Annotated in this window: 15 protein-coding genes; 8 read left to right on the forward strand and 7 right to left on the reverse strand. The window is 37.6% G+C overall.

Features of this window, described 5'->3' with window-relative positions:
* From gyrA to MM239_RS03080, 6 genes are all read right to left on the reverse strand, one after another.
* On the reverse strand, nt 1–2,541 hold the full coding sequence (gyrA, locus tag MM239_RS03055; protein ID WP_241346499.1) for a DNA gyrase subunit A: 2,541 nt from the start codon (nt 2,539–2,541) through the stop codon (nt 1–3).
* Nucleotides 2,542–2,638: 97 nt separating this feature from the next.
* Complete coding sequence (locus MM239_RS03060; RefSeq protein ID WP_317235600.1) at nt 2,639–3,514, reverse strand: hypothetical protein; 876 nt, start codon at nt 3,512–3,514, stop codon at nt 2,639–2,641.
* Nucleotides 3,515–3,730: 216 nt separating this feature from the next.
* Nucleotides 3,731–4,237 (reverse strand): hypothetical protein, encoded by a 507-nt coding sequence (locus tag MM239_RS03065; RefSeq protein WP_241346602.1) that lies wholly within the window; start codon nt 4,235–4,237, stop codon nt 3,731–3,733.
* 152 nt (nt 4,238–4,389) lie between these two features.
* Nucleotides 4,390–5,040 carry a ribulose-phosphate 3-epimerase gene (gene rpe / locus MM239_RS03070; RefSeq protein WP_241346502.1) on the reverse strand — a complete coding sequence of 217 codons (651 nt, stop codon included), beginning with the start codon at nt 5,038–5,040 and terminating at the stop codon, nt 4,390–4,392.
* A gap of 51 nt (nt 5,041–5,091) precedes the next feature.
* Entirely contained in the window at nt 5,092–6,732 is a 1,641-nt protein-coding gene (locus tag MM239_RS03075; protein ID WP_241346504.1) for a S8 family serine peptidase, read from the reverse strand.
* Nucleotides 6,719–7,402, reverse strand: coding sequence for a hypothetical protein (locus MM239_RS03080; protein ID WP_241346506.1), 684 nt, complete (start codon nt 7,400–7,402; stop codon nt 6,719–6,721). Before MM239_RS03080 ends, MM239_RS03075 begins: the two co-directional genes overlap by 14 nt.
* 84 nt (nt 7,403–7,486) lie before the next feature.
* Between MM239_RS03080 and trpF the strand changes: the two genes are divergently transcribed.
* Genes trpF through MM239_RS03095 form a run of 3 tightly spaced genes read left to right on the forward strand, consistent with a single transcriptional unit; the run spans nt 7,487 to nt 9,618 of the window.
* A complete protein-coding gene (gene trpF / locus MM239_RS03085) occupies nt 7,487–8,113 on the forward strand; it encodes a phosphoribosylanthranilate isomerase (RefSeq protein WP_241346507.1) in 627 nt (208 codons plus the stop codon).
* A gap of 19 nt (nt 8,114–8,132) precedes the next feature.
* Nucleotides 8,133–9,023, forward strand: a complete 891-nt coding sequence (gene hemF, locus MM239_RS03090) for an oxygen-dependent coproporphyrinogen oxidase (RefSeq protein ID WP_241346509.1) — start codon at nt 8,133–8,135, stop codon at nt 9,021–9,023.
* A 10-nt stretch (nt 9,024–9,033) separates the two neighbouring features.
* Nucleotides 9,034–9,618: a phosphatase PAP2 family protein gene (locus MM239_RS03095; protein ID WP_241346510.1), complete on the forward strand. Its 585-nt coding sequence runs from the start codon at nt 9,034–9,036 to the stop codon at nt 9,616–9,618.
* Here MM239_RS03095 and MM239_RS03100 read toward each other — a convergent pair.
* Nucleotides 9,606–10,199, reverse strand: a complete 594-nt coding sequence (locus tag MM239_RS03100; protein WP_241346512.1) for a riboflavin synthase — start codon at nt 10,197–10,199, stop codon at nt 9,606–9,608. The genes MM239_RS03095 and MM239_RS03100 overlap by 13 nt on opposite strands.
* Before the next feature lie 133 nt (nt 10,200–10,332).
* On the opposite strand from MM239_RS03100, the gene MM239_RS03105 reads away from it, so the two are divergent.
* From MM239_RS03105 to MM239_RS03125, 5 genes are all read left to right on the forward strand, one after another.
* On the forward strand, nt 10,333–10,998 hold the full coding sequence (locus MM239_RS03105; protein WP_241346515.1) for a protein-L-isoaspartate(D-aspartate) O-methyltransferase: 666 nt from the start codon (nt 10,333–10,335) through the stop codon (nt 10,996–10,998).
* 80 nt (nt 10,999–11,078) lie between these two features.
* The gene (locus MM239_RS03110) at nt 11,079–11,606 is read left to right on the forward strand and encodes an acyl-CoA thioesterase (protein ID WP_241346517.1); all 528 of its coding nucleotides are present in this window, start codon (nt 11,079–11,081) and stop codon (nt 11,604–11,606) included.
* A 77-nt stretch (nt 11,607–11,683) separates the two neighbouring features.
* On the forward strand, nt 11,684–12,214 hold the full coding sequence (locus tag MM239_RS03115; protein ID WP_241346519.1) for a hypothetical protein: 531 nt from the start codon (nt 11,684–11,686) through the stop codon (nt 12,212–12,214).
* A gap of 12 nt (nt 12,215–12,226) precedes the next feature.
* Nucleotides 12,227–12,550 (forward strand): DUF3817 domain-containing protein, encoded by a 324-nt coding sequence (locus MM239_RS03120; RefSeq protein WP_241346521.1) that lies wholly within the window; start codon nt 12,227–12,229, stop codon nt 12,548–12,550.
* Nucleotides 12,551–12,577: 27 nt separating this feature from the next.
* Nucleotides 12,578–13,606, forward strand: a complete 1,029-nt coding sequence (locus MM239_RS03125) for a hypothetical protein (protein WP_241346523.1) — start codon at nt 12,578–12,580, stop codon at nt 13,604–13,606.
* Nucleotides 13,607–13,764: the final 158 nt, after the last annotated feature.

Raw genomic sequence — 13,764 nt, forward strand, 5'->3', positions numbered from 1 at the left:
TTAATTGTTTGGTTCCTCGGTTATATTGCCATCAGTTTCAGGATTCTCTCCTTCCACATTAACATTCGATTCATCTTCTAATTCTACTTCAGATTCATCTTTTCTAATTTTTTCTACAGATGAAATTTCATCGTTTTCACCTAGCTTAATTAGTCTAACTCCTTGAGTTGCTCTTCCCATTACGCGTAGGTTTGAAACTGGAGTTCTTATGGTGATACCAGACTTATTGATGATCATCAAGTCATCAGTATCTACTACCTCTTTGATTGCTACTAGTGTCCCTGTTTTTTCAGTTACATTCATAGCTTTCACTCCTTTCCCTCCTCTATTTGTAATTCTGTACTCATCCAAAGGTGATCTTTTACCATATCCTTTTTCGGATACTACCAACAAGTTGGCATCTTCACGAGAGGCACATACCATGCCAATCACGTGATCATTAACATTACTTAACGTTATGGCTTTTACCCCCGTAGCAGTTCTACCCATTGGTCTAACTGTAGACTCATGGAAATGTATCGCTCTTCCAGATCCTGCAGCTATGATGATATGGGTATCACCATTTGTCATTTCCACTTGCATCAACTGATCTTCATCTCTGATATTCAAGGCAATGATACCGTTGGCGCGTGGTCTTGAATACTGTTCAAGTGTGGTTTTCTTAATGATACCTTTCTTGGTAACCATAACCAAGAAGTTATTGTTGATGTAATCAACATCATTCAAATCACCTACTTGAATAATTGATCTGATTTTATCTTCTGAAGTTATATTGATAAGGTTCTGTATTGGTCTTCCTTTGGACGCTTTTGCTCCTTCAGGAATCGCATAAGTCTTCAACCAGAACAACTTCCCTAGATCAGTGAAAATCAAAAGATAATTGTGAGTGGAAGCGGTAAATAAATACTCTGTCCAATCGTCGTCCTTCGTAGTGGCTCCTCTTGATCCCACTCCTCCTCTACTTTGAGTTCTGTATTCCGTCAAAGCTGTTCTTTTGATATATCCTTGATGAGAAACGGTGATTACCACTTCTTCATTTGGAATCATATCCTCATAGCTGAAATCTTCCGCATTGTGCTCAATCAGCGTACGTCTAGGATCACTGTATCTATCCTTCATCTCTGTGAGCTCATCCTTGATGATCTGCATCCTCTTGTCCTCGTTTGCAAGAATCTCCTTAAGCTCTTCTATCAATTTCATGATTTGATCATATTCTTCTTGGATCTTCTCACGCTCCATACCCGTCAATCGCTGAAGTCTCATATCCAAGATCGCTCTAGCTTGAATCTCACTTAATTCAAACCTCTCCATCAAACCATTTCTAGCTGTCTCTGGATCTCTCGAATTTCTGATCAAGGAAATAACTTCGTCCAAATTATCCAATGCTATCAAATAACCTTGCAAAATGTGAGCTCTCTTCTCAGCTTCTCTCAGCTCATACTCCGTACGTCTCACCACAACTTCATGTCTGTGGCTGACATAATGGACTATCATGTCTTTTAGGTTCAAGGTATGAGGTCTACCTTTTACTAAAGCTACATTATTTACTGAAAATGAAGTCTGTAACTGGGTTTGCTTATAGAGATTATTTAATACAACATTTGAAATGGCATCTCTTTTCAATTCATAGACGATTCTCATACCTTGGCGGTCAGACTCGTCTCTGATAGCAGAGATTCCATCAATTTTCTTTTCATTGATTAGCTGAGCCGTTTTTTCGATCATATTGGCTTTGTTCACCAAATATGGGATTTCGGTGATAATGATCATCTCTTTGCCGCTATCTTTTGTCTCGATTTCAGCTTTACCACGAACAACGATCCTTCCACGGCCAGTTTCAAATGCAGCTTTCACACCATTGTAACCATATATAGTGGCTCCCGTAGGAAAATCTGGTGCGACAATGTGCTCCATCAATTCGGAGATTGTAATCTCCCTATTGTCTATATAAGCAATGATACCATCTACCACCTCACCGAGGTTATGTGGAGCCATATTCGTAGCCATACCCACAGCAATACCCGAAGCACCATTTAGCAACAATGCGGGGATTTTCGCAGGCAGTACTACAGGCTCTTTCAATGAATCATCAAAGTTCAATTGAAAATCGACTGTATCTTTATTGATATCTATCAATAACTCCTCAGCAATTCTTTTAAGCCTAGCCTCAGTATAACGCATCGCAGCTGGATTATCTCCATCTACTGAACCAAAGTTCCCTTGACCGTCTACAAGCGGATACCTCAATGACCATGGCTGAGCCATACGAACCATTGTCTCGTACACAGCAGAGTCACCGTGTGGGTGATACTTACCTAGTACTTCTCCTACTATCCTAGCAGATTTTTTAAAAGGCTTATTATGTAATACTCCCAATTCTTGCATTCCGAATAAAATCCTTCGGTGAACTGGTTTTAGTCCGTCTCGGACATCTGGAAGTGCTCTGGAAACAATGACCGACATCGAATAATCGATGTAGGCTCCACGCATTTCTTCCTCAATGTTAATTGGTATGATATTCTCGTTTTCTCCTTGAGCCATATTTATCTATTCTCAACAATAAGCTTGCAAGATAATAAAAAGTATATGGTTTTGAAACATGAATTTTACATACTATTTATTGGGTTTTATTGGTTTTTTAGTACCACTGACCAACTTTTCTATTTTGAAGATTCCAAATGGAGCTACCCCTGTATTCTACTCCATCATGTAAGTGCTTCATAACCACACCACAACCTTGTACTTTACACCTCTTTGTACCTGGAAGACTTATCGACATTCCTACTTGCAAACCAAAAAGCTGCTGTTTGATCTGTTGAAATTCTTCCATATCGATTCCTGCATAGGAAGCATTTCTAAATTCCGCCCCTCCTTTGACAAAAAGTCTGGCATACTCAGAAAACTCCCTTTCAATTCTCAAAGCAATACCATAGTAAGGATCATTGTTTACAATCAAACGTTGATCAGGTAAAGTTCTAGGGTAAAGTTGTCCATACTCTCCTTCCAAAACAAATCTCCAAGGGTAGTTTTGACGCATCCTTTGATTTTTTTCAGATTGCATGTAGGTGTTTTGGGTAGCGTATTTTTTGTATTTCCATTTCAAAAAACTAATTCTCCGCTTTGCATCATAAAGTACCAAGCCAAAAGTACCGTAAATCTTATCATAAGTATAAGCTTGCTGATCAAAACTGAAATCATAATCTCCTCCAGCCATTACAGACTGCTGCCCAACCTCTCGACCATAGCCACCACCCAATACAAAAATATCAAACAAGTTGAGCCTAACACCAAGATTGATCGGTACTCCAAATCCTGATCCTGTAAAATTTATGGTATCATTCAAGGTTATATCTCTTGCCAAGTCTGTATTGCGGACTTGTGAAACAGGGTAATCACTCGGCTGGCTAGAATTAAAATCCATGTTATTCATCAGATAATTTCCACCAGTGGAAAGCTCAAAGCTAAAGTTACTTATCGCTTTTCGAAACGTATTCCCCAAATTACTTTCACTCATTCTGCCTTTCTTTGCCTTAGTGTCAATGCCAAAAAAGTCTTCTTGACTGAAGCAAAATGTACTAATAAATAGAAATACGAGTGTTAGAATTTTTGATTTCATAAACATACTCAAGATAAACGACCGACTAACCTGATTTGATATGGTAAAAATGCATAAAAAAAGGCCTTCAAATTGAAGACCTTCCAAAATATTTTAAATAAAATTCATTTTAGATTAAAGTGACTCTCCTTCTACAGCAGCTTCATCTTCTTTACTTTTATACTCAGCGATTAGGGTATCCACTTTCTCTTTCACTTCAGGGTCTTCCTTAATTGCTTTGTTTACTTTGTTATATGTAGCTGCTCCCAATACTTCTTGATCCATGATCAAATCAGTTTTATATTGTTTGATATCATCACCGATTGAACCTATAAAGTCTTGAATCCTTTGAAATTCTTTCTTTTCTTCGTCGGTCACATTTTTTTCAGCAAGTTTCTCTTCATCTCCCCAAGCTGCCTTGATCTCATTATATCTTGCTCCACCACCTTCAATTACTTCATTGGATTTGATCATTTCTTCCATTTCAGCCTGCTTATTTGCAAGAAATTTAGCAACCTTTGCTTCCATTGAGGCAAATTTTGCCATTTCTTCTTCTGTCACTTCTTCAGTGTCTTCCTGTGCATTTACTTGCACACTCATCATACCCAACATCAAGAAGGCTAATACAAATACTCTTTTCATCATGACTCTTATTTGATTTAGTTTTTAATAAAATTCAATTTACAAGAAAATGTTTAAAGCTCATTTTCACAAGGAATTGCACAAAAACCTTGCCTTAAAAATTGTTAAAAGGCAAATTCTTCTGATTGAAGGAAGAAATAGAGATGATATTACTATAAAGATTTCAATGATTTAATCGTCTCAATTGGATCCGCTGAATTGAATACAAAACTACCCGCTACCAATACATCTGCTCCGGCTTCGATCAATAATGGTGCGTTCTGCTGATTCACTCCACCATCAATTTCTATCTCGGTACTTGTACCTTGTTCGATAATGATTTCTTTTAACCTTCTCACCTTGGCGTATGTTTGCTCGATAAACTTCTGGCCTCCAAATCCTGGGTTGACTGACATGATACACACCAAGTCTGTATCCTTGATAACATCTTTCAACAATTCTACTGATGTATGAGGGTTGATAGCTATGCCAGCTTTACATCCCAATTGCCTAATGGCTTGTAAAGTCCTATGCAAGTGAGTACATGCTTCATAATGGACCGATATGATGGCAGCACCAGCTTCTTTGAAAGCTGACAAATACTGATCTGGATTGGTAATCATGAGGTGCACATCAAGCGGCTTATTTGCATGTCTATTGACAGCTTCTGTTACAGGAATACCAAAAGAGATATTGGGAACAAAAACTCCATCCATGATATCCACATGAATGTAATCAGTCTCCGATGCGTTTAGCATCTCTATTTCCTTCTGAAGGTTGGCGAAATCCGAGGCTAAAATCGAGGGTGCAATTTTTACTGACATTTATAGCAAATTTTATTTTGCTGCAAAGGAAACAAAAAAGTCAATACTCCCCTATCTTTTGATCAATTTTGTCCTCTTGATCGTACTTCCAGACTGTGCCTCTATCATATAAACACCTTGGGAAAGTAGTGGAAGCTCTATTTCATAAGGTTTGTCTATCCTATCCCGAAGCATCCTACCTTCTAGCACCATTTGTCCCGAAAGTGTTTTGATTACATATGTGGCAATAAATTCACTTCCAAACACTACATTGAGGGTATTTCCAGAAATAGGATTTGGATATACTTTCCATACTTCTTCCTCTTTTGGGTTTTCTATGTCTAGCACCTTACCATAATAAGCGTAATGAAAATTTGGAATACCGTGACCAAGCCGATTATCAGGGGCATCAGCTTGTGTGGCACTTTCAAGCAAGGCGGTGATTAACTCATCCTTACTCCACTCAGGCTTAGCTTGCCACAATCCTGCTGCCAATGCAGCAATTTGTGGTGATGAAAAAGATGTCCCATTGGCTCTATTGACAGCACCATTGGAACGAAACAAATATACACCCTCCCCAAAAGTAGACAAGTCTGGCTTGATTCGTCCATCTGCGGTTGGACCCTGGGAGCTAAAGGCAGCCATTTCTCCAGAAGTATTGGTGGCTCCTATTGTTAAAATCCCTCTGGCATCTGCTGGAGCAGTCAAAGTTGAGGCACCACTTCTGCCATAATTCCCTGCACTATTGACTACCAAGATACCTTTGGTGCCAGCTATGGCAGCTCCCTGACTGATCACAGCGCTATTCCCATCGAGATCTTCAACGCCATAATCCATCTCCGAATCATCGAAATCAAAATAACCTAATGATGAATTTATAACATCAACTCCTAAGCTATCAGCGAAGGCTGCGGCTTTAACCCAATTATATTCTTCAATTCGATATTCAGAATCATTGTCTTCTGTGATACAAAGGATATAAGAAGCTTCTGGTGCGCCTGACACAAGGGATTCCTCCTTGTTTGCAGCAATGAGTGAAAGTACATTTGTCCCATGCTGATGTTTGGTGAAGACATTATCATTCGATAGGGTTACAAAATCTTTGATAGCTACAATCTGATTATTGTCAACTAAATGTCTCAAACCATCTATGGTGTCAACCCCAGGGAAACCTGCATCAAACACAGCAATCAGCATTCCTTCACCTTTAAAACCCAAAGCATGCATTTCATCGATTCCTAAAACCCCATTTTGAAAGGTATACACTTCTTCATTAGTCCTATTTCCTTTGAGGTTTATCTTAAACTGAAGTCCCTTTTTGATTTTTTGAATTGCTTTATCACCTTTTCCTAAGTTGGGAGAAACCAAAACCACTTTATCTACATACGCTAAATTCTCAATATCCCCTATATGGTCTTCACTGATTGTTGCTAATGAAGCATTTAGCCAACTGACCTGGTATAAGAATTCTTCTACAAATGGACGGATACCTTCAATGTAAGTTGGAGAAACTGGTAAATCTAAAGAATCGATTGCTATACCTTGTTTTGCTCTCCGATCGATGGCTTTTGGAGAGAGAAATGCTTGAGGATCCTCAAACGTCAAATTATCATGAGGCTTGTGCTTAAAATGTACAGCGTAAGTATGCTGTGAAAAAGCCACTCCATAGAAACCAAAACACATTAAAAATAAACAAAATCTAATTTTTCCCATAGTTGATAATTTTCATATGGACCATACTTCCAGACTCTTCAATTTGCTGTCCCAGACAATCATTTCTAGAGCAATAGCTGATTACTTCATAATATGACTCAATCATCCCCACTCCTTTTGCAAATACTTCAAAACGGTTATCTCGAGAAGTGATCTGGTCATCATCCTCTTCTTGCAAAACTCTTGCCGCTTGCGTGTAATTGATATTATTCAATACATATGAACCAAACAAATCAATCTCAAAGGTTTCAGTAGCATTGCTTGAATAGATTCTTGCATCCCATTGTTTTCCCAGACTTGGAGGAAATGGAAACTTAACCACCCTTTCATTTTCCTCCATAATTACAAGTGCATTATTTCGGACGAAAAGAGCATAGTTGCCAACCACATCATATTCATTGGGAGCATCACCTTTTTCCCTTTCTAGGACAAAAACCTCAATACCTTCATCATTGAAATAGGTATAATCTACTTTATCTCTTAAAAAATACGTATTTAGCTCTTCATCATTTTCACCGAATATAATCCTTTCGGTTACTTCATACTCCCAAAAAAGCCCTTCTTCCAAAGGTTGAAAATCAAACCCCATGTCTCTATTGACCTGTTCGACTTCTCGGCAACCCATGAGGAGCAAACCCAAGCATACGGCCTTAACAATATATCTCAACATAAATATCGCTTCTGAACGCTAAAAATACGTTATTCGGACGAAAACCTTTACCTTAGCACATAGAAAATCAAAAATAAACATAGCATGGCTCTCAAGACTTTTGTTAAAATAAGCAATATCAACAACCTAAGTGATGCACGATACTGTGCAGGGATGTATGTAGACCTTATGGGCTTCAACCTAGAAAACAATCACAAAGATTTTGTAACTCCTGAAAAATACAAAGAAATCACAGATTGGATTTCAGGGGTAGCTTTTGTTGCTGAATTTGAAACTACCCATCCTGATAAAATTTTAGAAACAGTAAAATCCTACCCAAATTTAACTTCGATAGAAATCAAAGAAGAGTTTCATATCAAAATGCTTGTAAATTCAGGATATGGGATCATTTGGAAAATAAATGTAAAAAACTTGGGTGATTTGGATGATTTGATCGCCAAAGCTGACTCTTACAAAAACTTCGACGTCGTTTTACACCTTTCAAGTGATAACCTCAACATGGAGGATGAAGTGCTCGGGAAAATTAAATCACTTGCTTCAAGTTGTAATGTTTTATTGGGTTTTGGTATAAATGCAGACAATATCACTGAAACCGTCGAACAAACAGGTGTAAAAGGCATCTGCCTTAAAGGTGGTGATGAAATAAAACCTGGTGTAAGAGATTTTGATGAATTGGCGGACATTTTAGAATCATTAGAAATCGAGGATTAATACGCAGCCAGAACAAAAGATGAACAAAGAAAAAATATCAGCAGACTTTCGTGCCATTCAAGATCATATATGTAAGGAATTGGAACTTGAAGACGGCAAAGCAAAGTTTCAAGAAGACTTATGGTCAAGACCTGAAGGAGGAGGTGGTCGCACCAGAATCATACAAGAAGGTAATATCATAGCCAAAGGAGGCGTAGCTTTTTCAGCTGTAGAAGGTCCCACGCCAAAAAAAATCCTTGATAAACTCAAACTAGATGAAGCAGACTTTTTTGCTACTGGTGTATCTATCGTGATCCACCCAGATAGCCCAATGGTACCAATCATCCATATGAATATCAGGTACTTTGAAATGAGTAATGGGGTTAGGTGGTTTGGTGGCGGAATAGACCTCACCCCACATTATGTAGACGAAGCTGATGCCAAATACTTCCATCAAGCTGTAAAAGATACTTGTGATCAATACAACGCTACCTATTATCCAAAATTCAAGAATTGGGCTGATGATTATTTCTTTATCAAGCATAGAAATGAAACTCGAGGAGTTGGGGGAATATTCTTTGATCGCCTCAGTTCTGATGATGAAAATGAAATGAATCAAATTTTTGAATTTGCTAAAGCCATCGGTTATTTGTTCCCGAAAGTATATCGTCACTTTATGAATAAAAATAGCAAAATTGCTTTTGGGGAAAAAGAAAAACAATGGCAGGCTTTGCGAAGAGGAAGGTATGTGGAATTCAATCTTGTCTGGGATGCTGGTACCAAATTTGGGCTAGACACCAATGGCAGAACTGAAAGTATACTCATGAGCATGCCCCCAATTGCCAACTGGCAATACATGCATCAGCCAGAAGCAGGCTCGGAAGAAGCACATACACTTTCATTGTTGAAAAAGGGCATAGAATGGGTTTGAATATAGCACTATGATCGAGACTATCAAAAACTGGGATGAATCGCTGTTCATATATTTGAACAGCATTCATGCCGATTTTTTGGATCCCATTATGTATCTACTGACGCAAACATGGCCATGGATTCCATTATACATGTTTCTTTTATATCTTATTATCAAGTCCCACGGAAAATCCTCTTGGTGGCTTTTGATAAGCATAGGCTTGACCATACTGATTGCCGATCAATTTACTTCAGGATTTATGAAGCCATTCTTTGAGCGACTTCGTCCTTGCCATGATCCAAAATGGGAAGGAATAGTTCATAATTTTGGTAGATGTGGGGGACAGTTTGGGTTTGCTTCCTCCCATGCCTCCAATAGTTTTGCCATAGCCACATTTATGATTCTAGCTCTAGGCAATTATTATCCCAACATCAAATGGTTGATCTTATGGGCAGTGTTCTTCTCCTACACAAGAGTATATCTTGGAGTACATTATCCAGCGGATATCATTGTAGGTGGATTAGTTGGCGTAGGAGCTGCTTGGATTTCTTATCAAACTGGACAAAAGCTCTACCACCAATTACATTTCAAAAGATCCAATCAAGATTCGTAACCCCTGATGATTCGTTGAATATATTTACCAATCACATCAAACTCTAAATTGACCATATCCCCTATTTTGAGTTGGTGAAAATTAGTAAATTCATAAGTGTATGGAATAATCGCAACTGAAAACTGACCATTTTTTGAATTGAAACATGTCAAACTTGTCCCATTGACAGTAATAGAACCTTTTTCAACTGTCACATTCCCTATAGAAGCATCGAATGAAAAGTCAAAAACCCACGAACCGTCTACTTCAGAAATGTTTTCTACTACACCAGTCTGATCAACATGACCTTGGACGATATGCCCATCAAACCTTCCATTTGCTGGCATGCATCGCTCTAGGTTCACCTTTTTACCAACGATCCAAGATTGCAAATTGGTTTTTTTCATTGTTTCATCTATCGCTGTGACTCGATACATATCTCCTTGTATCGCTACTACAGTAAGACATACTCCATTGTGAGAAACCGATTGGTCGATTTTCAATTCATTTGTGATAGGTGACTGAATATCAAAATGAAAATTGGTACCTTCTTGAGTGATTTGTTTGATCTCTCCAAGAGTTTCTACTATTCCTGTGAACATTTGTGATGAAGTTTTATACTTTAATAATTCAAAGCTAAACCTAGATTCATGAATTTTGATTCAAATTAAGCCATTTTTAACCTTAACTTAGCACTTTCGAATTAAGTTTCTTAAAATACATTCAAATCGAAACATGCTCAGACTTGAGGATACCTACAGGCACAAAGGACAACGCAACGCATTAGTAAACCTACTAAGACAAAAAGGAATCAAAAGCGAGGCAGTCCTTGAGGCTATCAATACACTTCCTAGACATTTTTTCTTTGACACAGCATTGGACTCTCATGCGTATGAGGACAAAGCATTCCCAATAGGAGAAGGCCAGACGATTTCCCAACCATTTACAGTAGCTTTTCAATCTGAACTTTTGGATGTAAAACCTGGAGATAAAATTCTCGAAATAGGTACAGGATCAGGCTATCAAGCCACTATTTTACATTTACTGGGCGGTATAGTGCATAGTATAGAGTATCAAGTCAAGCTATATGAAAAGACCAAAAAGTTCCTTTCTAAGCTTGCTATACCCATACACTTCTATCATGGTGATGGTTCGCAAGGCTTGATTGCCCAAGCACCTTATGATAAAATTATCGTCACAGCAGGTGCACCTGTGGTACCAAATGCCCTCCTTCATCAATTGAAAGTTGGTGGTATCTTGGTAATACCTGTAGGAGATAGGAAAAGCCAGAAAATGATGAAGCTTACAAAAAAAACAGATAAACAAATCATTCAAGAAGCCTTTGACAACTTTGCATTTGTTCCTTTGCTAGGAGCTGACGGCTGGAAAATCAGCAGGTGAATCAATATATTATTTTGATTTACCAATAAATAAAATAATTCATAAACTTAAATTTTGTATTTTTGTAAAAAACAATCTTTATGACAAGAAAAAAACTCGCCCAACAATCAGAAGTAATCATGACCGAAATGGTCTTACCCAATGATACTAACACCCTTAACAATCTCATGGGGGGTAAATTAATGCATTGGATGGATATCGTGGCTGCAATAGCCGCACAAAAACACTCCAATAGAATCGTCGTAACAGCAGCTGCTGATAGCATTTCTTTTAAACACCCTATCGCCCTGGGGAATGTAGTCACTTTAAAAGCCAAAGTAACTCGCGCTTTCAATTCTTCAATGGAAGTTTTTATTGAAGTCTTTGCTGAAGATATTCCTGCAAACAAAAAAATCACCACGCACAGAGCCTTTTTCACTTTTGTTGCTGTAGATCAAGGAGGTCGTCCTATAGAAGTCCCAGAAGTAGAGCCTGTCTCAGCGGAAGAAATAGAACTATTTGAAGGAGCATTAAGAAGAAGACAATTGAGGTTGGTTTTAGCAAAAAGAATGGATCCAAAAGATGCTGTTGAATTAAAATCGATCTTCGAAACTGAAGACAAATCATAAAACTCACTAGACAATTGAAGGATATTGCTTAGCTTAGATCTTTGGAAAATGTTTAAGCTAATTGCTATCCGATTTCAATGGAAAATTTAAACTTAAAGCATCTCAGTCTATTTCTCGACGACAATGTGGTATTGGTAAAGGAGGAGGTTCCTAAGCTAATTTCCAATCTGATCAATGCCACTTTAGGTGAAGAGTTCACTGAAGTAGAGATTGATGCTGACTCTAATGCCTTGATTTTTGAAGGAAATTACGAGAAAGCCATCATGATCATCTATCAAGGAAGTCACCTTGAACCTGAGCTGAGGGAGTTTTTATTCAAGATCTTAGGCGCTGTGGGTTGTTCATTAAAAGATATTGCATTAGCTGCCTCAGAGTCTGTCGAAGAAGTAAGTCCTGAAAGCATTGATGCATTAAATCCCAACAAAATTTTGGTTTTTGGAAAACTGAACCATACCATTTCAAAATTAAAGCAAAATACTTACGAAATCTTCAATGTAGATGGCGTAGAGTATTTGTTTGCAGATGACCTCAAAGATGTCAATAGCAACGTAAACATGAAAAAATCACTTTGGACTGCACTTCAGGTGCTTTTTGGAATCAAATCATAAATATATCAGACAATGCAATATACTGCAGCACAAACAAAATGGCTCAAAAGATTTAGAAAAATTAGTATTGCAGAAGGTCTATCATTCTTAGTTCTTCTCTTTATAGCCATGCCTTTAAAATATATTTTTGACCTTCCCATGGCTGTGAAAATTGTAGGGTGGGTGCATGGTTTATTATTCGTAATTTATATTTATGTAATATTCCCTACAGCTAAAAAGCTGGATTGGTCCTTTGGAAAAACTCTTTTCGGGCTAATTGCTTCTGTATTACCATTTGGTCCATTTATATTTGACCGTAACCTAAAGAAAAAGGAAAAAGAAGTAATTGCATCCTAATGCATTTTTAACATAAATAAATCAGCTATGGCATTGATCAGTAAAAAAAAGATTGTCTTTACCATCAGCAGTAATTTGAGAGAATACCTATTCAACTATGGAAGAGAAGTAGACTTCCCTATTCACTACAAAGATTTACTAAGATACAGCAGCTCGATACCTCTTTATGATTCTAGAGGAAATGACACACTCTGGGAGACTGTTTTTTTCAACGAATCAGATCGTGAGGAAATCCACTATAGCATCAAAAAAATCTACGCCCTACTAAAAGCAGAAGGTGATATATCAGTAATGAAACACCTCTATGTAGACCGAATAGATTTGTGTGTTTATGGAAACACTCAACCTTTTAGAGTGAGAATAGTAAACAGAATCAATGATAATTTTGATTATTTCTATGTCAAAAATGCAGATGCATCGAGGGTTTATGGACTAGAACTGGAGCACCTACTCTCTCCCAATAGAATTTCTTATCTGGTACATGAAAACACGCTTATAGAAGAGCATATCGCTGGAATACCAGGAGAGATGTTTATGAAACATCATATACATGATCATACTGTAAACCCTATTCGTCTTGCAAAAGAGTTTGTCAAGTTTAATGAAAGGTGTTTTGTGAGGCTTTTAGGAGATATGCACTCATCAAACTTTGTGATAGATGTCACGCCTGATTTTGAAGAGACACACTACAGGATCAGGGCTATTGATTTTGATCAACAGTCCTATGAAGGAAAAAAATCAATCTATCTACCCCAATATTTCAAAGAAAACAATGCACTCATCCAATTAGGAATCAAGCACATCACCACTGAGTCAATGATTCAATACCAGCGAGAAGAACGTGCTTTGATTGCAAATAGACTCAAATCTTCCCCAAAAGAGATAGAAGATATTTTGCAAAGCATGGAAAAAGATCGAATTTCCAAGCCAGAAAATATTGAGTCCCTTAAAAATGATCTGGCAAAACATTACAAGTATGCTAAGTTTCTAAAATGCACCAATATGGGGTCTATATTAAGAGAAAGTTTAGAGCAAGTATTGATAAAAAAGGATTGAGAAATAGCATATCTAGTCTCCAAAAATCATTGCTCAGTAAAAATGGTGGACGTAAGTTCAGTACTGATTAACACTGAATACTATCATTTTGACTTTTTACGACTTTCCAGAATTTACAAAAAAGAAGCTGTTTCCTTAAAGATTGAAATTCTTTCCAT

Source organism: Belliella filtrata (assembly GCF_022549775.1).
GTDB classification, from domain to species: Bacteria; Bacteroidota; Bacteroidia; order Cytophagales; family Cyclobacteriaceae; genus Belliella; species Belliella filtrata.

Excerpts from the sequence above, each read along its gene's own strand:
- gyrA (WP_241346499.1), bottom strand. The coding sequence starts at position 2,541 with ATGGCTCAAGGAGAAAACGAGAATATCATACCAATTAACATTGAGGAA.
- MM239_RS03060 (WP_317235600.1), bottom strand. The coding sequence starts at position 3,514 with ATGAGTGAAAGTAATTTGGGGAATACGTTTCGAAAAGCGATAAGTAAC.
- MM239_RS03065 (WP_241346602.1), bottom strand. The coding sequence starts at position 4,237 with ATGAAAAGAGTATTTGTATTAGCCTTCTTGATGTTGGGTATGATGAGT.
- rpe (WP_241346502.1), bottom strand. The coding sequence starts at position 5,040 with ATGTCAGTAAAAATTGCACCCTCGATTTTAGCCTCGGATTTCGCCAAC.
- MM239_RS03075 (WP_241346504.1), bottom strand. The coding sequence starts at position 6,732 with ATGGGAAAAATTAGATTTTGTTTATTTTTAATGTGTTTTGGTTTCTAT.
- MM239_RS03080 (WP_241346506.1), bottom strand. The coding sequence starts at position 7,402 with ATGTTGAGATATATTGTTAAGGCCGTATGCTTGGGTTTGCTCCTCATG.
- trpF (WP_241346507.1), top strand. The coding sequence starts at position 7,487 with ATGGCTCTCAAGACTTTTGTTAAAATAAGCAATATCAACAACCTAAGT.
- hemF (WP_241346509.1), top strand. The coding sequence starts at position 8,133 with ATGAACAAAGAAAAAATATCAGCAGACTTTCGTGCCATTCAAGATCAT.
- MM239_RS03095 (WP_241346510.1), top strand. The coding sequence starts at position 9,034 with ATGATCGAGACTATCAAAAACTGGGATGAATCGCTGTTCATATATTTG.
- MM239_RS03100 (WP_241346512.1), bottom strand. The coding sequence starts at position 10,199 with ATGTTCACAGGAATAGTAGAAACTCTTGGAGAGATCAAACAAATCACT.
- MM239_RS03105 (WP_241346515.1), top strand. The coding sequence starts at position 10,333 with ATGCTCAGACTTGAGGATACCTACAGGCACAAAGGACAACGCAACGCA.
- MM239_RS03110 (WP_241346517.1), top strand. The coding sequence starts at position 11,079 with ATGACAAGAAAAAAACTCGCCCAACAATCAGAAGTAATCATGACCGAA.
- MM239_RS03115 (WP_241346519.1), top strand. The coding sequence starts at position 11,684 with ATGGAAAATTTAAACTTAAAGCATCTCAGTCTATTTCTCGACGACAAT.
- MM239_RS03120 (WP_241346521.1), top strand. The coding sequence starts at position 12,227 with ATGCAATATACTGCAGCACAAACAAAATGGCTCAAAAGATTTAGAAAA.
- MM239_RS03125 (WP_241346523.1), top strand. The coding sequence starts at position 12,578 with ATGGCATTGATCAGTAAAAAAAAGATTGTCTTTACCATCAGCAGTAAT.